Source organism: Rhizobium sp. L43 (assembly GCF_002531725.1).
Classification (GTDB): Bacteria; Pseudomonadota; Alphaproteobacteria; order Rhizobiales; family Rhizobiaceae; genus Rhizobium.
Genome location: NZ_NWSQ01000022.1, coordinates 1 through 21411 on the forward strand (window position 1 = coordinate 1; position 21411 = coordinate 21411).

19 protein-coding genes and 1 pseudogene are annotated in these 21411 nt (G+C 63.9%); 4 read left to right on the forward strand and 16 right to left on the reverse strand.

Annotated elements, in window-relative coordinates; genetic code table 11:
* Positions 1–73 precede the first annotated feature (73 nt).
* Positions 74–418: pseudogene (locus tag CO667_RS25350) on the reverse strand (LysR family transcriptional regulator); the annotation flags it as partial.
* A gap of 107 nt (positions 419–525) precedes the next feature.
* Between CO667_RS25350 and CO667_RS25355 the strand changes: the two are divergent.
* From CO667_RS25355 to CO667_RS25370, 3 genes are all read left to right on the forward strand, one after another.
* Entirely contained in the window at positions 526–957 is a 432-nt protein-coding gene (locus tag CO667_RS25355) for a DoxX family protein (protein ID WP_097621047.1), read from the forward strand.
* Between the two features lie 44 nt (positions 958–1001).
* Positions 1002–2042 (forward strand): AraC family transcriptional regulator, encoded by a 1041-nt coding sequence (locus tag CO667_RS25360; protein ID WP_097621048.1) that lies wholly within the window; start codon positions 1002–1004, stop codon positions 2040–2042.
* Positions 2043–2316: 274 nt separating this feature from the next.
* Positions 2317–2556 carry a hypothetical protein gene (locus CO667_RS25370; RefSeq protein ID WP_179874218.1) on the forward strand — a complete coding sequence of 80 codons (240 nt, stop codon included), beginning with the start codon at positions 2317–2319 and terminating at the stop codon, positions 2554–2556.
* Between the two features lie 11 nt (positions 2557–2567).
* Here CO667_RS25370 and CO667_RS25375 read toward each other — a convergent pair whose 3' ends face one another.
* From CO667_RS25375 to CO667_RS25390, 4 genes are all read right to left on the reverse strand, one after another.
* Positions 2568–3281 carry an RNA polymerase sigma factor gene (locus tag CO667_RS25375; RefSeq protein WP_097621050.1) on the reverse strand — a complete coding sequence of 238 codons (714 nt, stop codon included), beginning with the start codon at positions 3279–3281 and terminating at the stop codon, positions 2568–2570.
* 44 nt (positions 3282–3325) lie between these two features.
* Positions 3326–3652, reverse strand: a complete 327-nt coding sequence (locus CO667_RS25380; RefSeq protein WP_097621051.1) for a cupredoxin family copper-binding protein — start codon at positions 3650–3652, stop codon at positions 3326–3328.
* 7 nt (positions 3653–3659) lie between these two features.
* Complete coding sequence (locus tag CO667_RS25385; protein ID WP_097621052.1) at positions 3660–4181, reverse strand: DUF4142 domain-containing protein; 522 nt, start codon at positions 4179–4181, stop codon at positions 3660–3662.
* Positions 4182–4333: 152 nt separating this feature from the next.
* On the reverse strand, positions 4334–4681 hold the full coding sequence (locus tag CO667_RS25390; RefSeq protein ID WP_097621053.1) for a DUF488 domain-containing protein: 348 nt from the start codon (positions 4679–4681) through the stop codon (positions 4334–4336).
* 204 nt (positions 4682–4885) lie between these two features.
* Between CO667_RS25390 and CO667_RS25395 the strand changes: the two genes are divergently transcribed.
* On the forward strand, positions 4886–6025 hold the full coding sequence (locus CO667_RS25395) for a polysaccharide biosynthesis/export family protein (protein ID WP_097621054.1): 1140 nt from the start codon (positions 4886–4888) through the stop codon (positions 6023–6025).
* On the opposite strand, the gene CO667_RS25400 is transcribed toward CO667_RS25395, so the two are convergent.
* The 11 genes from CO667_RS25400 to tssC are packed head-to-tail and all read right to left on the reverse strand — an operon-like array spanning position 6022 to position 21410.
* Entirely contained in the window at positions 6022–6954 is a 933-nt protein-coding gene (locus CO667_RS25400) for a serine/threonine-protein kinase (protein WP_097621055.1), read from the reverse strand. The genes CO667_RS25395 and CO667_RS25400 overlap by 4 nt on opposite strands.
* Positions 6944–8317 (reverse strand): type VI secretion system-associated protein TagF, encoded by a 1374-nt coding sequence (tagF, locus tag CO667_RS25405; protein WP_097621056.1) that lies wholly within the window; start codon positions 8315–8317, stop codon positions 6944–6946. The genes CO667_RS25400 and tagF overlap by 11 nt, the downstream gene beginning before the upstream one ends.
* Positions 8318–8327: 10 nt before the next feature.
* A complete protein-coding gene (tssM, locus tag CO667_RS25410) occupies positions 8328–11804 on the reverse strand; it encodes a type VI secretion system membrane subunit TssM (RefSeq protein ID WP_097621057.1) in 3477 nt (1158 codons plus the stop codon).
* On the reverse strand, positions 11801–13330 hold the full coding sequence (gene tssL / locus CO667_RS25415; RefSeq protein WP_097621058.1) for a type VI secretion system protein TssL, long form: 1530 nt from the start codon (positions 13328–13330) through the stop codon (positions 11801–11803). Before tssL ends, tssM begins: the two co-directional genes overlap by 4 nt.
* Entirely contained in the window at positions 13327–14667 is a 1341-nt protein-coding gene (tssK, locus tag CO667_RS25420) for a type VI secretion system baseplate subunit TssK (RefSeq protein WP_097621059.1), read from the reverse strand. The genes tssL and tssK overlap by 4 nt, the downstream gene beginning before the upstream one ends.
* The gene (locus CO667_RS25425) at positions 14657–15820 is read right to left on the reverse strand and encodes an FHA domain-containing protein (protein WP_097621060.1); all 1164 of its coding nucleotides are present in this window, start codon (positions 15818–15820) and stop codon (positions 14657–14659) included. Before CO667_RS25425 ends, tssK begins: the two co-directional genes overlap by 11 nt.
* A 10-nt stretch (positions 15821–15830) precedes the next feature.
* The gene (tssG, locus tag CO667_RS25430) at positions 15831–16832 is read right to left on the reverse strand and encodes a type VI secretion system baseplate subunit TssG (RefSeq protein WP_097621061.1); all 1002 of its coding nucleotides are present in this window, start codon (positions 16830–16832) and stop codon (positions 15831–15833) included.
* 20 nt (positions 16833–16852) lie between these two features.
* Positions 16853–18634, reverse strand: coding sequence for a type VI secretion system baseplate subunit TssF (tssF, locus tag CO667_RS25435; RefSeq protein ID WP_097621062.1), 1782 nt, complete (start codon positions 18632–18634; stop codon positions 16853–16855).
* Positions 18627–19136, reverse strand: coding sequence for a type VI secretion system baseplate subunit TssE (gene tssE, locus CO667_RS25440; RefSeq protein WP_097621063.1), 510 nt, complete (start codon positions 19134–19136; stop codon positions 18627–18629). Before tssE ends, tssF begins: the two co-directional genes overlap by 8 nt.
* Entirely contained in the window at positions 19129–19959 is an 831-nt protein-coding gene (locus CO667_RS25445) for a type VI secretion system accessory protein TagJ (protein WP_097621064.1), read from the reverse strand. The genes tssE and CO667_RS25445 overlap by 8 nt, the downstream gene beginning before the upstream one ends.
* A complete protein-coding gene (tssC, locus tag CO667_RS25450) occupies positions 19956–21410 on the reverse strand; it encodes a type VI secretion system contractile sheath large subunit (RefSeq protein WP_280953248.1) in 1455 nt (484 codons plus the stop codon). Before tssC ends, CO667_RS25445 begins: the two co-directional genes overlap by 4 nt.
* Between the last annotated feature and the right edge of the window lies 1 nt (position 21411).

Consider the following 21411-nt stretch of genomic DNA (forward strand, 5'->3'; position numbering starts at 1 on the left):
CAGCACCCAGGATGAATCACAATTCTGCTGATTTGGGAATCCCACCTCGATTCCGATAAGCAATGAACCGCTCTAGCACGTCGACGACGATCTCCGACGGCACGATGGAACTCAGCGCGACATTAAGCTCCGCCTCCAGGCCGTCGCTCAGGGCTTGCACGCGCGCCCGCATCAGATCGAGATCGCCGAGCAGCCGGCGGGCGTCCTCGAGAACGGATCTGCCGGCCTCGGTCAGCTGCGGCCGCTTGGTGCCGGAACGGCTGAAAAGCGCCACCCTGAGCTGCGCCTCGAGATTGGCGATCGTATAGCTGACGACCGACTGGGTTCGGTTCAGGGCACGGGAAGCGGCTGAAAAGCTGCCTTTCTCGACCACGGTGAGGAAGACCTGAAGCTGATCCAAGGTCGGCTGGGGCTGCATATCTCATCGATCCTATCGATAAATTTTTTCGAAAATATAACGGTTTTCACGATGAGCTTCCAGCCGTATCTGTTCGGCTCGCCATTCATTGTATTCATGAGGTTCGAATGTCCAACGCCGCGACCGTTTCGCCTGCAGCGCCCGCGGGAAAAGGGCTCCAGATCGCCTTATGGGTCGCGCAGGCGCTCATCTTCGCGTCCTTCACCCTGTTCGGCTGCATGAAATTCTTCCTGCCGGTCGATCAACTGGCGGCGATGTGGGTCTGGCCGGGCGAGGTTCCCGTATGGTTTCTGCGCCTGATGGGCGTCATCGATTTTGCGGGCGGGGTGGGCGTCCTGTTGCCGGCCCTGACTCGGATCCAGCCGCGCCTGAGCGTGCTCGCCGCGCTCGGCTGCGTGCTGCTGCAGATCGCCGCCATGATCTTTCATCTCTCCCGCGGCGAAACCCCCGCGCTGCCGCTCAACGTCATCCTGCTTGCCCTTTCGGCGTTCATTCTCTGGGGCCGCGGCAAGAGGGCGCCGATCGCGCCGCGCGAATAAGGGCTTCAAACCCGATACATAGGATTGGTGAGGATAAGCCTGGAATGCCGCAAGCAAGTTGGAACGCCTTCGATCACCTGTCCTTCGCCGGGACGGATCTGCAGGAGCTTTCAACGTCGCTTTCCCGCTTGCGCAGCGGAATAGACGTAAGGCCGGAAGGCAGCCGGAAGGCGCAGTATCAGATAAATATGGTTCGCGCGCGGGGGATCTCGATCATCGCAAGCGTCTATGACGGCGATTTCTCGATCCATTTTCCCGCATCGGCCGAGACGATCATGGTTCTCATTCCGCTGACGGGGAGCGCAACGGTCACTGTCCCCGACCGCAAGCTGCCGTCCATCCAAAACCAGGGTATTTTCCTCGACGGCCAGTCGAACGGTCAGCTGCGTATTGCCGGCCCGAGAACGCATCTTTGCCTTAGCGTGCCCCACCTCGAATTCGCCCGGCGGATCGAAGCCCGGTTGAATGCTTCATTGCGGGGACGTCTTCGCTTCGCAAACGAGATCGATCTGTCGCAAGGATCCGGATTGGACGTGGCGCGGCTCGCAATAACCATGCATCACGGCCTGGTGGGTGAAACCCTCCGTAAATCGCCCGGGGCGCTTGGCCATCTCCTCGGAGCAATGCTCGAGCTTCTCATCGACGCCATACCGCACAACTATTCCCAGGAGTTCTCCCGTGACAGGAAATCTCCGGTTCCATGGCACGTCAAGCGCGCGATCCACTACATGCACGGCAATATTTCCGAGGTGATGACCCTCAAGGAAATCGCCGAAGCCTGCGGCGTCAGTCCCCGTACCCTGCAGGATGGCTTCCGAAAATTTCGCATGACGACGCCCATGGCCTATCTGGAGCATCTCCGTCTCGATGTCGTGCGCCAGGAGCTTTCATCCGCCCATCCCGATCAATCGGTGAGAACCATTGCGCAGAAATGGGGCTTTGCCCATCTCGGCCGTTTCTCGGGTCAATATCGAAAGCGCTTCGGCGAACTGCCATCCCAAACCCTTTCCCGGATCGGCGAAAATCCGGCCGATGCCGGGAAGGCCGATGCAGACCGCTCGCGACCAATGGCGCTTGCCGAATGAACCCGTCTTTGCTCGGAATTAATAGCTGTCCGAATTTCGCATCTCTATCCATTTGGCGCGGCAAAGCTGCAAACTGAGCTGCCGCGCGGGTGAAAATAGGGATTTGTTAAGGCTGATGCGGCGTTTAGTGTCATACGAACAAGGCGCAACACATTGAAATGAAAAGCGAAGTTGTTCCGGTTGATCGGCGATGAAACCACCGCAGCCCATTGAGCTATCGGGCCTGGAGACATGAGAGTTTCCTGTCCTCCAGAACAACGAAACAAGAATGCAAATGGCTGAAATTATCCCATTTCCAAATCCGGTCTCCGACACCGCTCTTCACAACCTCGAGGCCGCAGGCACACCGTCCGGCGATTCGGAAGTGGATCAAATGCTCCAGGCGCGCGCGCGGATCCAAAAGGTCCTGGACGAACTCGACAAATTGAACGGTGCGCTGCAAACCAGTTTCGCGTCGCCGGGAATCGCAACCGTCGCCCCTCACGTTGAGGCGTCGAGCGAGTTCAGCGTGTGAATTGCAAGACATCATGGCGTCTCGTCGCGAAGGGCTGCGACGACGCGATCGGCCATGAAGGCGCAACGGGCGCCATCGAACGGAAACAGCGCCGAGAATGCGCCGGAAAGCTGCTTTTCGATCGACTGGCGCATCATCTTCCGCGCCCGGTGCAGCCGGGTCTTGGCCGCCTCGGGTTTGATGCCGAGATAGGATGCGGTCTCGTCGGTGCTCATGCCCTCGACATCGCGCAACACGAAGACGGCGCGGAACTCGTCCGGGAGTTCGTCGACCGCATGTTCGAGGAAGTGCCGTGCCTGGCTTCGCGACAGTTCGGTTTCCGGGTCGGCTGCCGAAAGCGAGGACGGAAACTGGAGCACCTGGCCGCCCGGCAACGTCGTCTGCATGTCGATTTCCTCAAGCCCGGTGGTGTTCTTGCGGCTGCGCACGCGGCCCAGCGCCTCGTTGAGCGTAATCCGGGTCAACCATGTGGAAAGCTCGGCCTCGCCGCGGAAGGTCGCCAGATTGGTGAAGGCTTTGACATAAGCCGCCTGCACCACATCCTCCGCCTCCCAATCGCTGCGGATGACGGCGCGGGCCGTGCGAAACAGGCGCTGGTTGTGACGCTGGATGATGGCGCGAATGGCGGGCTCTTCGCCCATCTTCGCAAGCGGCACGAGTTCGGCGTCGGAGAGTGTCGATAGGTGCTGCCGGTGTCGCTCGACCGGAACCGGAATGGCTGCCATGGAAATCTCCGCCTGCCTGTCTCGTCTTTTGGTGGAGCCCGGCCTTACGGCCGGACGTCCAGTTTACCCGTCATGGCGGGATGAAAGCGGCAATAGAAATCGACCGCTCCTGCCCGGCTGATCGTCATCCGCCCCTCCGATTTCGGCGGCAGGTCGATATCGAAGCTTTTGTCGCGAGCCGTTGCAGTATGCCGGAATATATCATCATTTCGCCAGACGATCACATCGCCGACATGCAGCTCGGCGGGCGGCGCACTGAATTTCATGCCCGCGACGGTGACCCGATATTCCGCCGCCGCTGCAATGCCGGCGCCTGCCCAAAGCAGCGCCAACAGCGACGCAAGCCGCAGCGATTTCTTGAGCAGGTCCATCGCAGGCCTACTTGATCATCGAAGCAAGATGCTCTGCATGCATCTGGTGCTGCTTGAACAGGGTGAGGCCCGTTTCCAGAAGCGACTTCAGCTCCTTGTTCTGAGCCGAGGGGATCAGCACCTCGGCAAGCGCTGAGTTGACCGACTTGTGATAGGCAACCTCGTTTTCGACATAGGCCTTGTCGAAGGCCGCGCCGTCGAGGTTACCGAGCGTCGTCAGTTCTTTGCTTGCCTGTGTCGACAAGGACTGGCTGATCGCATTGTCCTCAGGCGTCACCTTCAGCTTCTTGACGAGGGCGAGCGCCTGATCGTTGACGGCCTTGTGGTCGCGTTCCATGGTCTTGGCGAATTCGATGACTTCGGCATTCCTACTCTTTTTCAGCGCCTGCTCTGCGGCGGTGACATCGATCTGCCCTGCCGTGTAGGCGATATGGGCGATCTGCGGGTCGGTCGGCTTGGCATCGGCGGCGATCGAAGCCGTGCCGAGCGAGGCCGCCAGGAGGGCTGCGCCGAGAATTGGTTTCAACATGATCTGTCTCCCTTATGTCATATGACGGAACGTCTGCCAGCCGCGGCGGTGCGCCTCTGGAAGCAAGCATTGGATGCAGATCGGGCGAAAAGGTTCCCGGAAAATTTTTACGCGGTGCAAGCGGCGTATCATCGGCGTTGGCCGCCGAGGCTTCAGTCTTTGCCGAGGAAGCGCTGAAGCACGAGCGCGTGGTTGTGGTGCAGATCTTTCGCCGCATAGAGCAGCGTGGCGTTCGATTTTCCGATCTGGCGTTCGAGTTCCTCGACGGCCGACGCGTTCTTTTCGAGTTCCTGCCGGTAACGGCGCTGGAACTCGGTCCATTTGGCGGGATCGTGGCCGAACCATCGGCGCAACGCCGGGCTCGGCGCGATATCCTTCAGCCAGATGTCGATGGCCGCATCCTGCTTGTTCAGTCCGCGCGGCCAGAGCCTGTCGACCAGAATGCGCGTGCCGTCTTTGTCTTCGCTAGGCTCGTAGATTCGTTTGATGTGCAAGGTCATTTGCTCGCCTGAATAGGTTCGAAACCGTTTCGACCGAATAGGTTGACGAGGGATTTGGTTCCAGCTCAAGCCAGATGGTTGCCAATTAGTCACAGCGGCCTGCCTCTGAGCTGTCACAATTGATTTTTCGCGTACAACTGGTATTGCTCGGTCATCTGCCGCTGATATTTTCCGATTCTCTCAATATTGCCAAAAGGATACCTGATGCGAAAGCTGGCGCCGTTGGTCCTTGTCGCAGTTCTTAGCGCATGCGCCCGGCCATCTGATGGCCCAACTGCCGGTGGTTTCTATAATGCCACCTCACCGCAAACGAACGAGCGAATTCCCGTTGTCAGGTTGTCGGAAGCGCCGATGGGTCCGGTTTCTTCAGCCCCGCTTGCCTATGCGGCCACTGATGCAGGGCTCAGCAGCATGCGCTCGAGCGGATTTGCCGATACCAGGCTGCGGCGCGGCGACGTCATCGACGTGACGATTCTCGACCCCGGCGAGGATGGGCTTTTCTCCTCGACCCAGAGCAAAACCCTCAATCTCGGCCGCTTCACCGTCGATTCCACCGGCAATGTGACGCTTCCCTTCATCGGCAAGCAGCGGGTGGTGGATTCCTCGACCGAGGCGCTGCAGACGCGCATCGTCACCGGCCTGAAGGGGTCGGCGGTCAATCCGCAGGCTGTCGTCACCGTGGTCGACAGGCCTTCCAGCGGCGTCACCGTCAATGGTGACGTACGCTCCGCCGGCCGTTTCCCGCTCACCGCACGCAAGGAGCGCGTACTCGATGCGGTCGCACTTGCCGGCGGCGCATCGTCTGCGCCGGGCTCGGCGACCGTGACGCTGATGCGCGGCAAGCAGCGCGCCACCGTGCCGCTGCAGCGCGTCATCGACGACAGCAAGCAGAATGTCTATCTGCTGCCGGACGATCAGATCTACGTCGACAAGGATTCACCGACCTTCACCGCCTTCGGCGCCTTCAAGAGCGTCGGCGAGTTCGAATTCGAGCCGGGCAGACTGACGCTGGCCCAGGCGCTCGGCCGGGCGGGCGGGCTGCTCGACGATCGGGCCGATGCGAGCAATTTCTATGTGCTGCGCAACCAGCCGGTCTATACGCAGGTGGCAGCTGTGAATGCCAAGACTGCCGCGCCTGTTGTGGTGAGCAGCAAGCCGGTGATCTACCGGGTCAACATGAAGGACGTGTCCAATTTGGCGCTGATGCAGCGCTTCCAGATGATGGACGGCGATATCATCTACGCCAGCAATGCCAGCCTGGTGGACTTCGCCAAGCTCTTCAACGTCTACCAGAAAAGCGTGCCGACGGCCGCTGCACCAATCCCCGGCTCGAGCGGCAATTAAGCGCCGACTGGACGTTTCGAGGGGCCGCCGAGCAGATGCAAGGCGGCCTTCGCATTTTGGGGCCTCTCTTCAGGATTGCGCTGCGACAGGCAGATCGCCAACGCCTCTAAAGCCTGAAGCTCTTCGCCTTCCTCGTCGCAATGATGGAGGAGCAGGGACAGCAGAAGTCCCGCGGCATAGAGGTCGGATCGGCCGTCGAGCGATCCACCGGCCATTTGTTCCGGTGACACGAAATCCGGTTGGCCGGCGAAGGCGAGATCGAGTTGCCCGTGCCGGAACCCGACCTCGATCGCGATGCCGAAATCGGCGATCTTCAAATGGGAGAGGTCGCCATCGGCAAGGAGAAGATTGAGCGGCGACAGGTCGCAATGCACGGTGCCGGCGGCATGGATGGCGTCCAGTCCGGACAGCACCGAAATCATGATCGAGATGACCTCATCCAGAGAGAACGGTTGTTCCTGCAAGCGATCCGCAAGCCGTCTCCCGAGCCATTCCAGGACCAGGGCCGGGCGTCCGTCGGCAAGGCGCAGAACCGCTTGTGTTCCAGCGATATGAGGGTGACGGAGCGTTATGCCGATCTCGGCTTCGCGCAGCATGAGTTTCCTCAGCACGGGGTCGTCGGCGTGGTCGGGCCGCGGCATCTTGATGGCATGAAGCGTTCCGAGATCACGATGGCGAGCACGATAGATTTGGGTGAGCGCGCCGTCATGGACCAGCGCCTCGAGCACGAAGCTGTTGGCGACGATCCGGGGATCGGTATCGCTGAGGCGGGCCTCGCCTCGATCGAGTGCATCCCGGACCCGGTCGACCAGCATCTGCCGGGTCTCGGGCGGATACGGACTGTCCGCCCTGGCATTCAATGCCTGCCAGAGATGGGCGAAACGTCGCGCGATCTCCTCGAAATCCGCGTTCGGAGGTTCACGGCTCATCAGTCTTCACGTCGATCACGATGGCGCTGAGATTGTCACGGCAATTGGCGATCAGCCCCTCCTGGACGAGGATGTCGGCCGCCTTTTCGATTTTTGCGGAAAGCAGGATTTCGGCGATGCTGCGTTCAGGGACCGTATTCGGCAACGGCGCGCTGCAGAGCAGGAGCCGGTCGCCGGCCTGCAATCCGCCGGAGAGGACTTCCGGAATGAGATGGCCGCGCAGACCGATGGCGCGTGAGAGCGTGCGCCGCAGGCCGATCTCCACATGGTCGCGGGTGAGGCAGCGCATCATGCCCTCCCGCAGGAGGTAGCAGCGGGCATTCCCGACCCAGAGCAGGGCGCAGCTCTCCTGAAGCGTGGCCAGCACGACGATGCTGGCGGCCGACGGCTCGCGATCGGAGGAATGATATGCCGATTGAAGCAGGCCGTGGGCACGGCCGAGCTTGCCCTTGACCTCCTGCACCAGAGCTTCGATCGTCTGCTGCTTCGCCGTTTCGGCCAGCACGTGAACGGCGATCTTGCCGACTTCGGCCGCGGCGTTGCCGTCACCGACGCCATCGGCGACGGCAAACAGCGAAGGCGTCTCCGAAACGAGCAGTGCGTCGGCATTGACTGTGAGCCGCGTGCCGGCATGTGTGGCGTGGCTGTGACGGAGCACCAGAGGATGATGTGGTTCGACGACAACTGCGCGCGGTGTCGCGGCTGTTTCAGGTTGCGGGGCCGTTGAAACCACACCGGAACTCTCGCGCAACAGCTTTGCCAAGTGAGCAGGTTCCGGGGCGCCGGTGACGCCAAATCCCTTGGCCCGCCGCTCCTGCGGGTCGATCCGCCACCAGATCGTGCCGCGGCTGGACGTTCTGTCCTGCAGCGTCTCGTTTTCGGCGAGATCGGCCGGCCGCAAGCTCCGCAGCCGCTTCAGGCTTGCGGTGAAATGGTTGATGTCGAAATCCCGCTTGGCCGAGCTTTCGGCGATCGCCTCGGCCGCCGTGAACCACGCGTCGTCGAGATAGAGCTGGCGCGGATGCTCGGCAAAGCCGTGAAGCTGGGCAGCGATGACAAGCGGAAAACTGCGCCCGACGCGATCGAGGCTGGGCAGCAGAACGCCGGCGACGGTGGCCGGTCCCCAGAGGCCGCGTTCGACGATGAAACGCCATGCCGGCATGAGACGGAAGCGGCGTTTCCAATCCTCGCCGAATTCCTGCTGTGCCGCTTGCAGCCCAGCCTGCAGCCAGGCGTCGAGCGCGGATTGCAGATTGCGGCCCAAGTCCATGGAAACGAAATCGCCATGGCTCGGCAGCTTGCCGAAGAAGCCGATCCTGTCGGCCTCAATCGGGTTTCGCTCGAGGGTGGCGCGCTCGTTCATACCAGGCCGATCAGAATTGCACCGGGCATGAGAAGGCGCCGAGCGCCTCCAGCCGGAATGGATTGAGCACCGAACCGAATTGCACGTCGAACTCCGCCGCCTGGCCGTCCTGCTGGAATTTTGCCCGGAAAAGATCGTCGCCCTGAACCGTGACGTTGGCATCGTCGAAAAGGCGGAAGGGCGACCAGTCGCCATTTTCCGTCAAGGCCTGCTGCCAGCCGCCCGGCTGGAAGGCGATGCGCGAAGCGTTGCTGGCTTCCGCCGATGGCCATGTGATCGATTTCGACTGGATCGGACCGTGGAAATAGACCACCCGTTCGCCTTCGATCTCCAGCATCACGGCGCTGGCGGCATCGGTCAGCGAGACCGGTTTGACGTTGATCGTGATCGACGGGTTCTTGCTGCCGGCCGGGAAGAAGGCGCGGTTGATCTTATCGGCATTCTCGAACTGGGCGATCGCCGCGCTCGGGATGCTTGCCGCGCCGAACGTGCCTTTCCAACCCCATGGCGAAGCGCTGGTGTCGACGAAGGCTTCGAGCTTTTCCTTGAAGAAGGTCTTGAACAGGCCCTCGGGGCCGAACAGCCTGACGAAGTCGCTCATCGCCACGTCGCGCGTGGATTTCCGGTCGAAAGGATAACGGCCGGCGACGACATTCGAGCAGAAGCCCGCGCCTTCCGCGGCCCAGGCGCCGCTGATGCGCGAACGGGCGGATTTGACCGCCAGCGATCCGACATCCGCAGCCAGCCCCGCCATCCAGCTATCCACCGGCGCGGGCAACTTGCGGGCCTGCTGAAGCAGGTCCTGATTGGCGTCGGTCAGCTGGCTGTCGACGTCGAACACTTTCGCCACTTCGGCTGTCGACGTCGTCGCCCGCGAAAGTTGCTCCTGCACCCGCTGCAGGATCGGCTCGAGCTGCCCGATCTCCGACCGCGGCGCATCCTTCGACTGGTCGGGAAGCGGAGACTGGCCGGCCGGCGCCTTTAGCGCGTCGCGCAGGCGGCCGAAGGGATCGGGCGCATTCGCTGCGCCGGCAAGCGCCGTGGTCGAGGTCGCCAGGCTGTCGCCGGCGGCCGAGGCGATTTCGGCGCCAGGCCCGCGCAGATCGGTGGCAGCAGTGATCGATTTCGCAATCGTCTCGACCGGACCGGGCTTGCCGGCCAGAATGCGGGTGGTTTCCGCCGCATCGCCGGTCGTCTGGGAAGGCTTCACCCTGATATCGGTCAGAAGCGTGGACCAGCGCTGCTCGAAAGCGTCGAAGTAAAGCTGAAGTGTCGCCCGGGCGACCGTATCGACCGTGACGCCGGCAGGATTGGGATCGCCGCGGACCCATCGCTCGTCAAGCGCCTCGCGCGCGGCGTCGGTGATCCCGGTGAGAACGACGGTACGGTAGCCGGTCGCCGAGAAAAGGCCGGGAATGCCGTCGCTGAGCGGCGCCTTGGAGGTCCGCTCGAAAGCCTGTTCGCCGAGCGGTCCGAGCGCGCCGGCTGGGCTCCAGCCGGGAAGGGCGCGAGACTCGCGATATTCCGCCAGGATGTCATAGGCGCGGCTGGCGATATTCTGCGAGCGGATGATTTCGCGCGCCTTGGCGATCAGCGTCTTGTCGAGCTCGATCGGCGGCAGCGCGCCGCGCGTCATGGCTTCGGCATGGGCGATCAGCGCGTTGCGGGCTGCGGCCCGGCCTTCGTCTGGATAGAGCCTGGTGAACATGTCCTCTGCCTCAAGCGAGGCAAAGTCCGTATCCACGGGGCCGAGACCGCCGAGCATGCCATAGAGTTTCAGCGCGTCGAAGGTCCGGGTGACGTCGGTGGTCTCGGACATCTCCTTCTGCAGCTGCACCAGCATGCGCGGCAGGAGCAGCGTGTTCAGCGCCCGCTGATAGGCCTCGCGCTGGCGGCTTTCGACCTTGCCTTCCTGGTCGAGGCCGAGGCTGATCGGCCAGACGCGGGTCTTGCCGAAGTCGGTGGTGACGGTGGCCAGATTGTCGAGCGCCGGCAGGATGCGCAGGAAATCCGCATCCGACACGTCGCGCACCGGCACGCCGCGTACCAGCTGTTCATAGGCGTCGATGCGCCTTTCCGCGCCGGCAAGCGCCGTGGTGTTCTGGATGTAGGTGGCCGTCCAGCTCGTCATCACGACGGCAAGCAGCAGGACCGCCGATACATAGGCCGCCCGACGGAAGAGGAGCTGCCGGCCGGAAAGCCGCTTGTCGCGGGCAACCAGCGAGGCCTCGCCGAAGATCACCTCCTTGAAGAGCCGCGAGAGGAAATAGCTGCGCCGCATGCGGGGAACGGCAACGGTCTCCTCCCTCTGGGTGCTGGAGGCGAAGTAGATGCCGCGCAAGAGCGGCGCTTCCACCAGTTTCGAACCCGAGCACAGTTCGGTCACGACCTCTTGCAGGCGCTCCTTCAAAGAGACGAGTTCGGCCGGGAAGCGGAAGATGCGGCCGCGCAGCTCCGGATTGGGCTCCTGCTGCAGGCGTTCGATCAGCATGGCGTCGACGCGCTGCTGCAGCAGGGTGAATTCCTCTATGAAGCGTTCCGGGAGGTTCGCCGCCTTGTAGCTTTCGTCGAGCCCGAAGGTCGTGCCCCAGACCTGTTCGCGGTCGCTCTTGTTGAAGCCGTCGAAGAACTCGACGAAGCCGGTCAGCAGATCGGCCTTGGTCAAAAGCAGATAGACCGGCACACGCGCATGCAGGAGTTCGTCCAGCTCGGACAGCCGCTGGCGGATCGCCCTGATCTCTTCGCGCTGGGCTTCGGGATCGCGTGTCAGAAGATCGCCGATCGACAGCGTCACCAGCGCGCCATTGATCGGCTGCGAACGCCGGTACTTGCGCAGCAGGCCGAGAAAGCCTTCCCAGCCGGCCTTGGCGGTGCCGTTCAGATCGTCCTGCGTCGTGTAGCGGCCGGCCGTATCGATGAGGATCGCCTCGTCGGTGAACCACCAGTTGCAGTTGCGCGTGCCGCCGATGCCCTGCACCGAATTGCTGCCGAGCGCATCGCCGAGCGGGAATTTGAGGCCGGAATTGCTGAGCGCCGTCGTCTTGCCGGAACCCGGGGCGCCGAAGATGACGTACCATGGCAACTCATAGATATAGCCGAAGCGCTTCTTGGTGATGCGGCGGAGCAGCTGCAGCGCCTCCTTGAGCCGGCTGTGGATCTCGCCGACCTCAGCCTGCTGGCTGGCCGCCGCTTCGGCTTCCGCGTCCCGCTCGATACCGTCCACGAGCTGCTTGTCGCGGCGGCGGTCGCGGATGGTGGTGAAGACGAGATAAGCGAGCCAAGCGGCGATGATGATGCCGATCAGTGTCAGCCGCGCGCTGGTGCTCGCCAGCGGCTTGAAATCGCCATAGGCGGCGAGATAGCCGTAGAACCAGATGACGACGCAGATTGCCGCCACCCAGATGATCGAGATGAAGCGGCGGCCGATGAGGCCGGCATAGGCCTCCACATAGGAACGCAGCGTATAGAAATAACTGAGCGGGTTCATCGCGAACCACCTCCTGCAGCGGGCAGCGTCGGTTCATCCGGCGTGTCGGCCCCACGCGATGTCGTCAAACCCGCATCGTTCAGCCGCTCGCTCGGATCGGTCAGGACCAGGATCTCGGTGCGGCGGTTCATCTCCCGACCCTCCGACGTATCGTTGGCGGCGATCGGATCGGTGTCGGCACGCCCCTCGGTCAGGATCGCGCCCGGCCCGGTGAACGAAGTGAGGATTTCGCCGACCGCTTTGGCGCGGGCTTCGGAAAGGTGCCAGTTGGAGGGGAACTGGACGGTGCGGATCGGCACATTGTCGGTATAACCCACCACCACGGCGCGGAAATTCTCTGCGGCGAGCGCGCCGCCGATCCGCTGGAGAAGATCGTGGAATTTCGGGCTCACCTCCGCGCTGCCGATGGCAAACAGGCCGGAATTGCTGATGCGCACCAGCAGCCTGCCGTTCGAATCCGAGAGCGTGACCAGCTTCTTTTCGACCTCCGGCTGGAGGAAGGCGAGCAGATTGTCGAGCCGGCTCGGCGGTTTCACTTGCGGCGGCGCAGGGGGCGGAGGGGTTTCGGCGACGACAACGGGCGGCGGCTGCCGCGGCGGCTCGGGAATCTTGACCAGCACGCTCGGCATATCGCGCGGCGGCAGCTTGGCGAGCCGCTCGAAGGTTCCGTCGGAGGCGCGATTGAGCGAGAGGGTGAAGAACAGGTAGCCGAACGCCAGGATCAGGGTCAGGAGGGAAAGAAGCGTCCAGATCGCGGCCGCGGTGCGCAACGGCTGGTGTCGGGCCGAGACGCCCTTCCAATGGGGAGAAAGCTCCCGTTCGAACACGCCGCACTGACCAAGCAGCGTCTTGTAGAGACCGTCGCGGATGCGGCCGAGCTCCAGCCCGCCGCGCGCCGAGACGCGGGTGCGGCCTTCGAAGGCAAGCGACAGGCAGAGATAGATGAGCAGCAGCAGGTCCTTGTTGGCGCCGGGGCTCTGCTGGAAATGGTCGAGCAGGTCGAACACCCGTTCGCCGCCGGTCACGTCCATGTGGAAGGTGGACACGAGACCCGAGCGGGCCCAGCCGGCGCGGACGCCCCAGGCCTTGCTGAGCACGACATCATCGACCGTCGCGCAGACGACATAATGGGCGGCGCGTGCCCGTTCGGGGCTGATGCGGGCGCTGGCGAGATCACGCTCGTAGCGGCCGACCGCTTCGATCGCGATCTGGCGCAGGGCGTCGATCTCTGGCTGCTCTTCCGTGTAGCGCAGGGCGTGGGCAAGGTTGAGCAGCGGTGCGGCCGAGCGTACCAGCGTCGGCACGTCGTCGGCGCCGAAGCGAAAATCCCGGACGAGCGTTTCGATGGACGCGGCACTCTTCGGAAGTGATCCCACCGGCCCCTTTCCTGCCTCGCTTTCGGGAAAATCGAGAACGTCATCCAGCATCTCCGCCATCTTGCGGGCGGATTGCTTTTTCCGAGTGCCGTCCTCGGTGAGTTCTACGACGGTGGGCAGGTTCTGCCAGGAGGCGGGTTCGGTCTTCATTCTCTAAGGGCCCACAGTTCTATTTCGAGCCCGGGGAAATCGCCGGCGAGATGCACGGCGATGGCGCCCGAAGTGTCGAGTTGTTTCCAGAGCGGGTTCTTGGTGTCGAGTTCGAAATAGATGGTGCCGGAGCGATAGGGGAGCTGGCGCGGCAGCACCGGCAGCGGCCGCACGGGAATGCCCGGCAGCGCCACGTTGACGAGGTCGGCGATGCGCTCGACCGGGCCGACCTTGATCTGCGCCGGCAGCTTGCGGCGCACGTCCTCGGCCGGCATCTCGGCCCGCACCGCCAACACGAAGCCGGCGTCCCTGAGCAGCGTGCGGTCGTTGATCGTGCCGATCCGCACACCATGCCGGCGTTCGGCCAGTTCGATCGCCACCGCCGCCTGTTCGAGCACGGAGGACAGCGAGGCTCTGAGATCGTCGAAGACGGCGGCAAAGGTCGCCTTGAGGTCGTCGTGGCGATAGGGCGGGAAGTCGCTGGCGCGCTTGCGGTCGGTCGTGAAGGTGGCAAGCTCGCCGGCAAGCTGGATGCAGTTTTCGTAGAAGGTGATGGGGTGGATCCGCGTCGCATTCGCCGAAATATGCTTCAGCATCGGATCGGCGCGGTTGAGGATCTGCAGGAGCAGGTAGTCGCCGACCTCCGCCGTCCCGCGGATGGTGGGGTCGCCGATCCGCTCGGCGATCGCCTCGGCGCGATGGCGCACGATGCCGAGAAGCTCGGTGATCAGCTCGTTCAGCCGTCCCGCGGCCGTGCAATTGAGGCTCGGCAGGATATAATCCGGATCGAGGATCACGGCCCGGTCGGAGCGTACCTCGATGATGCGGGCCAACCCGATCAGCTCATAGCCGGCAAGTTCGTCGCCGGTCTTGAGATACCGCAGGCTGAGGCGGCCGACATCGATCGGCGCCATGAAGTCGGTCTCGACATTGGCATCGGGCGCTTCATAGGGCGAGGCGACGAGGCGGACGCTGTTGCGCGCGGCGCCGCCGTTCAGCGCCACATCGGCCTTGCCCGGCTGGCGGGCGGGAAGTGCGAGATAGACGATCGTATTCTTGGTATTCTCGTCGAGATCGAGCGGCGGCGGCAGGTCGGTATCGATGGGGGCTTCGAACGGGGTGCCATCGGGCAACACGCCGCGCAGGTTCGACAGCGCGAATTGGCCGATCGCCAATGCGCCGCGGTCGATGCCGATCTCCGCTATGCCCCAGGGATAGGGCGACAGGCCGTGCGTGGCGGTGCGCACGAGCCGCTCGGTCCAGCGGTCCGCCTGCTGGAAATGCTGCACACGAAGGAACATGCCTTCGCTCCAGGCCACCCGGTTCTCATTCCTCATGATGCGCGTCTCTTCCTTCCTGCCTGTCTTGCGGACGAGGCCCTGCCTGGGTGCCGATCATGGCATCGCGAAAAAAATCCTGAATCGACCGGCTTTTGCCGTCCTTTTCGAATTGCGCCCGGTAGGCCCTCCAGTAATTCCGGTCCCGGCGCCAGGCGCCCGTCTCGACACGCGCTTCCAGGCTGCGCGGCTCCAACTGGCCCGCCGCCTGAGCGAGAGCCCCGAGCGCGGAATTAAGCGTGAGCTGTTGCCCGAGCAGCGCCTCGATGCGGGCAAGCAGCGCCTCCTCCGTGCCGCCGGCCGGGAAGTCCGGCTGCCTGTCGAAGGAAGGCGCATGCATCTCGAAAACCGCATAGCTGTTCTCGACAGCCTCCTCGAGCCGGCCGAGCAGCGGCTCCAGCCGATCGGCGAAGGCTTCGAACCGGCCGATCGTCAGTGATGGAAATTCCTGGGCTTCGGGCTTCGGGTCGTTGTCGTTGACGATCTCGATCACCGGCGCGGCGCGGCGCTGAGCGATCGGTACGGCGACATGGGTGGCGGACCCGTGTTCCAGATGGCTGCCGTATTCGGTCTCCTCCGAATTCCAGTCTTCGGGCAAAAGCTGGGTGGCTGAACGGATCTCCGGAGGGCCGCTCCAGCCGATCTCAACACTGCGGGATGAGGCCGCTCCCTTTTTCCCGGCCTTTTCTGGAAGGCCCCAATCATCGGCGGCACGCTCGCCAAGGATACCGTTTGCAGTACGACCGCCCGGAGCGATATCGGCCAGGATTGCGGAAATGGTCAGCGGTTCGTCACTCAGCATGAGACCGGCATCGGGGTCCTCGATCTCGCGGTCTTTCTCGCCCGATATGTGGACCGAAAAGGCAAGTCCGCCCACCTCCAGCCGCGACCTGTCGGAAAGCCGCACGATCTGTCCCTCATGCACGGCGACGCCATCGACCCGGGAGCCGTTTGCGCTCTGGTCGCGCAGCAGGAAGCCTTCGCGGTCGCGCTCGATGATGCAATGGAGCTTGGAGATGGAGCGCCGATCCTCCGGCAGCCGCCAGTCGCAATCGGGCGCCCGGCCGAGCGTTCGCCGGCCGCGTTCGAAGAACCATTTCGACTGGCCTGACGCCGTCGCGTCGCTGCTGATCTCTTTCAGTTCGAGCCGCATTCTCGTCTCCTCACCGCGCCTGCACCGACAGGCGCTCGACGATCACCGCATCGCCGCTGTCCTTTGCCGCCGGGGCGACCCTCGCCCAGCTGTTCCAGCCCAGGCGCGGCGGATCGCCCGCCTGTCCGAGCTGGCAGAAGGGAACGTCCTCCTTCTTCAGGATGGCCTGTATGTCGAATTCGAGTGCGGCGCCGACATAGAGCCGCGTCAGGGCGAAGAGCTCGGTGACGGCGCGGCCGCCCGGCGCAAGCTGGAGGTAATCGGCATAGCCGAGCGGACCGATGACGATGCGAAAGCCGCCGCTGAAATCGTGGATCGCGGCACCTGCCGTCGCATTGACGCCAAGCTGGACGCCCTGCGGCTGGCCCATGCGGCTGCGCTCTTCCGCCGGAATGGCCAGCCAGCGGCCGCGGAACAATTCGATCTCCACCGGCAGGCCGCTGAATTCGGTAAGCATGGCGCGCAGATTGACGGCATTGCGGTTGCGCGCGGCGAAGAAACCGGAAAAACGCAGGATCAACTCCTCGTCGACGCCGCTCTTTTCGACGAGCCGCTTGGTGCCGAAACCGGTGAGCGAGAGCAGCGTGGTGACGAAAGCATTGCTTGCCCAGGCGCCGCCCCAGCGCAGCCGCCGGGCGATGCGGTATTTCTCGCAGGCGTCGGCGAAAAGTTCCGCCATCCGCGCGCCGAACAGGTCGAAGAAGCCGGCCAGCGCCCGCGACCGGTTGCGCTCTTCGCGCATGACGAGTTCGTTATAGGCCGACGGCATCGAGCCGAGAGCGCCGACGAGACCGGCAAGCGCGCTGCGCACGGTGGCGCGGCCGGCCTTGCGGCGGTATCCGCTGACGGCAAGCGGCGCCGGCGAGACGCCGACATGGGCGGCCACGTCCAGCCGTCCTTCAGCCACCGACGACTGCGCGACGCGGAACGCCGTCACCGGCTCGAAGCGGCCGGGGTCGCGTTCGAGCAGATCGGCAAGGGCGTCTGGTTTGCGGGCGACGGGGAGATCCATGATTCGCTGGCGATCCTTTCTCAAAGCAGCGGGCGTTCGGCGGCGCGTGCCGGCCAGCGGGCGATCGGCCTCGACTGCCCCTTCATGCCGATGGTGAGCCTGGTGAAGCTGTTGACCGAAGTATAGAGACTGAAGAAGCGGTCGAGCACGCTGCCGAACAGGAACGCCGAGGGCCGGTCGATGGCGGCCGGATCGAATTCCAGCGCGATCTCGGTGCCGGGCACCATGCCGCCGCTGCCGAGACGGGCGGTCGAATTGGCGGCCTTGATCCGGACGAGCGCGTCGACGAACTGCTTGGTCTCTGGACTGTCGCGGAAAGCGTAAAGCGACAGGATATCCTTCAGCGCCGCACCGCCATTGTCGAAGAGCGAGAGGTGATTGAGGACGAGATGCGAGATCAGCCGCCAGTTCCGGCCCTCCTGATCGTTCATGCGGACCGATGGCGTCGGCGGGATCAGCGCCTCGACGCCTGCCACCGCCTCGTGGCCGGAGGCAAGCTGCAGGAAGGGATGGCCGCCGCCGAAGGGAAGCTGTTCCGGCAGATCGCGGTTGAGGCAGAGCGTGTCGACGCTGGCGACCGCATCGACAGGGCCTGCCGAGCGGCGCTGCCGGTCGACGAAGGCAATGTCCATGTCGCTGGTCCTGTCGTCTTCGTCGAAACGGCGATAGGCCTGCCAATAGGTCGTGCTCGTGCCTGCCCGTTGCGACCGGCCGAAGAAGGGCTGGCAGAATTCCTCCTGGCCGCGCGATCCGGTCAGCAGAACGCGGTCGATCGAATAGATCTCGCGGGTCTTCTGGCGCCGCGCATCGGGCAGGAGACGGTATTCGGTGCGGGTGCCGTCGATGGCGATCGGCTCGCAGACCTGGCGGAAGAGATTGACGACGGGCGTTGCGTTGAGCGCGAAGTCGCGCGCTGAAACCGCGCGCTCCAGCTTGGCGTCGCTCTCCTTGAGATAGATGAAGAGCTCCAACGTCTCGCCCATCCAGGCATCGAGCCCTTCGATGTCGAGAAAGAGAAACTTCCGGGGCAGGGCGAAGAATTCGGTCAGCAGCCGATAGCCGGTGAAGCTCGGCGCCGGATAGGGCAGCATGGCTTCTTCGGGCTCGAAGCCGACCGGTTGGAGATTCCCAGCCGGCAGGAAGACCGGCGACCGATCGTCGGCATGTTTGGCAAGGGCGATGCCGAGCGTGTGATTGGCAAGCAGTTCGTAGATCGCCACCGCCTGCTGCCAGGGGGAGGGAATGTGCAGGCGCAGCCGGCTCACGCCGAGGCCGCCGAAGGGCTTTCGGGCATCGAGGCTGCGGAGGGACAGCCTGAGGCAGCCGGCAACGCCGGCATAGGGTGAAAGCGGCGCATTGATCGGCTGACCGGAAAGGGTGGCGCCGGCAATTTCGATCGGCGCCATTTCGACGTCCTGCGTGGTGCGGAAGCGGCAGGCTTCGCCTCTGACCGGCTCGGCCAGGACTTCCGTATGGCGCGGCACGGTCTGGACCGAGGCGAGCGTATCACTCGGCCGGAACTTGACGATGCTCATCGATGGCAGCGGCGCGAGGTAATGCGGATAAAGCGTTTCGAGCAGGCTGTCGGTGAGTTCGGGAAATTCGTCGTCCAGCTTCTGGCGGACGCGCGCAGCCGAATAGGCGAAGCTCTGGATCAGCCGTTCCACATGCGGGTCGTCGGCGACGTCGCCGGTCATGCGCAGCCGGCCGGCGATCTTCGGGAAGGCATCGGCAAAACGCGCGGCCCGGCGGCGCAGCGCCAGCAATTCCTCATTGTAACGGTGCAGGAAACCTTCAGCCATTGCCGGCCTCCACGAGGAAGCGCTGGGTCGAGGGATCGATGGTCGATTCGAAGCTGATCGGCGGCATGCCTTCGTGCAGGCGGAAGGTCGCCTGGATGCGCATGCGCAGCGCCCGTTCGGTCATCGTCCGGCTTTTCAGGATCGTCACCCTGACATCGGCAAGCCGTGTCTCGAACAGCGCGATCCGCCGCTCGATCGCTGCGGCAAGCTTGAGCTTGGCCTGCTCGGTCATCAGATTGGCCGAGACGATGCCGTCGACGCCATAGCTCACCAGGGCGTCCCTCAACTCGGAAAGCACGGCCGGCGGCGTCGCCGGGGAGCGCCGTGTATTGAGCAGCGCCTCGAGATCGCGGCGGATGGCCTCTCTGACCTCTCGCACCTGGTCGACGAAGCTCATCGGCGGGTCGACGGCGCGATCCGGCGCCTCGTCGATCAGCCTGTCGAGGATCGAGCGGGATAGGACACGGTCACGCAGCCGGTAACGTTCGAGGGGATCAACCATGCGCGACCCGCCTGCCGGGGGACGTTGCCGGCACCATCTCCAGGTTTCGGGTGTCATGGAAGGAAACCAGTTCGTCGCCGGCGAGGTAGCAGCGCTGGCCGCGACCGGTGGTGATGCCTGTCGGTTCCTCGATCCACTCGGTCTCGCGGCCAAGCCGGAGCGTCGCGTCGTCGCCGGTGCCGTGATAAACCGCCGGCAGAAGCACCGATGCGGCGGCGCCGTCGATGAGCGACAGTTCGGCACGGCGGAAGGCGAGATCGCGCGGCCGGGCAATCGGCTCGATCGACAGCGCCGCGATCTTGGCGAAATCGATCCACAGATAGCCGCCGCCGGTCATGATCACTTCGAGAGCGTGCGGCGTGCGGTCGTCGAGGTCGCGGAAATCGGAGACCGGCCTGCCGTTCCAGATCAGCGGCCGCTCGTTCCTGAGGTTCTCGAGCGCATCGAGCGCGGTTCGCGCCTCATCCGCATTGCCGTCGCGATGGGCGATGCCGAGGCGAACGGCGAGCTTGTCGAGTTCGCTCGGCCCCTGCGGAAATTCCGGCACGGCGCCGCTCGTAAACCAGGCATCGCGCGCCGCCATCGCCCGCAGCTCGTTGCGCAGCAAGGCGAAGCCCATCGTCGCGTCGGGAGAGAGAGTGGCGGCAAGGCTGCATTGATTGTCCGCCCGCTGGTAATCACCGGCAAGCACGAGAAGATCGATATAGAGATGCCGCGCTTCCTGATCCGAGGGCTTGGCCTTCAGATGCGCCTTGACCTCCTCGAGCGCGTCCTCAAGAGCGTTGTCGCTGAGCGATTGGGCGATGCTGGCGGAAAGCGTCATGCGGACATCCTCTCGGGTATGGTGACCGGGCGGCTCGGAATCTGGCCGGTGGTCGCGGTCTCGGCGATGAGATGGAAGCTCGTGGCAACGTCATCGAGCTGGAAATGCGGCTGCAGCCGGACCGTGCAGGAAAAGCTGCCGGGCTTGCCCGGAATCTCGGCGACGCCGATGCCGGCGGAGCGCAGGGGAAAGCGCGTGCGCAGCGCAATATCGGCATCGTCGTTGCCGAGCGTATAGGCGGTGAGCCAGTCCGCCAGCCGGCGCTCGATCGAGATCGCATCCGAAAGCTGGCCGATTTCGTCACGCATGATGACCTTGAGATAATGCGCGAAGCGCGAGGCGCAGAGCACATATTGCAGCATGGCGGCAAGCCGGGCGTTCTGGCGTGCATGTTCGTTGGAATAATGCGGCGGCGCATGCAGCGACTGATTGGAATTGAAAATCGCCGAAGAGGAGAGATAGGTGGTCGCGGCAGGGATGATGCCGAGCTCGCAGAGCTGCTGCTCCTGGCTGCTGGTCAGGTGGATTTCCACCGGCGCCTGGGCGGAAAGTCCGTTGCTTTCGGTGCCGAAATCGTAAGGCGGGAGTTCGGCTGCGCTCAGCAGGCCGCCATCGATCGCATCCTGGGTGACGCCGCGGATATCGGCGAACCAGCCGGAAGCGATGAAGTTGCGGATGACGACAGTGGCAAAGGCGAAAGCGGCATTGCCCCACAGCAGCGAACTGCCGTCGCTGGCGATGCTTTCGCGGAAGGGAAAGCCGTCGTTGCGATCGCGCGCATGCGGTGCGAGCGGCGAGCGCATCAGGATGCGCGGTGCGGCAAGCCCGAGGAAACGCGAATCCTCACGCGCCCGCAGACCGTTCCAGCGGATCCGGTCGGTCTCCGTCGCAAGCCAGGAAAAGTCGTTGACCCGGTTCAGCTCGTGAAAATCCTCAAGCCCGATCGCAAGCGGCGCAGCACCGGCAACGAAGGGGCAGAAGGCGGCGGCCGCCACCATGCCGATCTGCGACAGCGTACCGACAGGATCGCCGCCGGCGGGATCGCGCGGAGAAAGATGATAGTCGCCAACCAGCAGGCCGAAGGGCTCGCCGCCCGGCATGCCGAACTCGCGGCTGTAGATCAGTTCGAAGAGATGGCTCTGGTCGAAGTCGCTGGCGCGCTCCATGCTGCGCGCGAGCTCGCTCCAGCTGACGCCGAGAAGCTTGACCTTCACCTCGCCGCTGCGGCTTGCCTCGCGCACGAGCATGGCGAGGCCACGCCATCTCGCCTCCATCGCCTGAAAATCGGGATGGTGGAGGATGGCATTGACTTGCCTGTTCAGCGCCTCGTCGATCAGCGTAATCAGCTGATCCGCCCGGCGCCGCCATTCAGTGCTGGAACCCATCGTCGACCTGACCAAATGTTTCGAAAGAGTTTGGCGCGGCGGCGAACCGCCGCGCCGGACCCTGATT

Coding starts and splice junctions, on each gene's coding strand:
- CO667_RS25355 (WP_097621047.1), top strand. CDS start 526: ATGTCCAACGCCGCGACCGTTTCGCCTGCAGCGCCCGCGGGAAAAGGG.
- CO667_RS25360 (WP_097621048.1), top strand. CDS start 1,002: ATGCCGCAAGCAAGTTGGAACGCCTTCGATCACCTGTCCTTCGCCGGG.
- CO667_RS25370 (WP_179874218.1), top strand. CDS start 2,317: ATGGCTGAAATTATCCCATTTCCAAATCCGGTCTCCGACACCGCTCTT.
- CO667_RS25375 (WP_097621050.1), bottom strand. CDS start 3,281: ATGGCAGCCATTCCGGTTCCGGTCGAGCGACACCGGCAGCACCTATCG.
- CO667_RS25380 (WP_097621051.1), bottom strand. CDS start 3,652: ATGGACCTGCTCAAGAAATCGCTGCGGCTTGCGTCGCTGTTGGCGCTG.
- CO667_RS25385 (WP_097621052.1), bottom strand. CDS start 4,181: ATGTTGAAACCAATTCTCGGCGCAGCCCTCCTGGCGGCCTCGCTCGGC.
- CO667_RS25390 (WP_097621053.1), bottom strand. CDS start 4,681: ATGACCTTGCACATCAAACGAATCTACGAGCCTAGCGAAGACAAAGAC.
- CO667_RS25395 (WP_097621054.1), top strand. CDS start 4,886: ATGCGAAAGCTGGCGCCGTTGGTCCTTGTCGCAGTTCTTAGCGCATGC.
- CO667_RS25400 (WP_097621055.1), bottom strand. CDS start 6,954: ATGAGCCGTGAACCTCCGAACGCGGATTTCGAGGAGATCGCGCGACGT.
- tagF (WP_097621056.1), bottom strand. CDS start 8,317: ATGAACGAGCGCGCCACCCTCGAGCGAAACCCGATTGAGGCCGACAGG.
- tssM (WP_097621057.1), bottom strand. CDS start 11,804: ATGAACCCGCTCAGTTATTTCTATACGCTGCGTTCCTATGTGGAGGCC.
- tssL (WP_097621058.1), bottom strand. CDS start 13,330: ATGAAGACCGAACCCGCCTCCTGGCAGAACCTGCCCACCGTCGTAGAA.
- tssK (WP_097621059.1), bottom strand. CDS start 14,667: ATGAGGAATGAGAACCGGGTGGCCTGGAGCGAAGGCATGTTCCTTCGT.
- CO667_RS25425 (WP_097621060.1), bottom strand. CDS start 15,820: ATGCGGCTCGAACTGAAAGAGATCAGCAGCGACGCGACGGCGTCAGGC.
- tssG (WP_097621061.1), bottom strand. CDS start 16,832: ATGGATCTCCCCGTCGCCCGCAAACCAGACGCCCTTGCCGATCTGCTC.
- tssF (WP_097621062.1), bottom strand. CDS start 18,634: ATGGCTGAAGGTTTCCTGCACCGTTACAATGAGGAATTGCTGGCGCTG.
- tssE (WP_097621063.1), bottom strand. CDS start 19,136: ATGGTTGATCCCCTCGAACGTTACCGGCTGCGTGACCGTGTCCTATCC.
- CO667_RS25445 (WP_097621064.1), bottom strand. CDS start 19,959: ATGACGCTTTCCGCCAGCATCGCCCAATCGCTCAGCGACAACGCTCTT.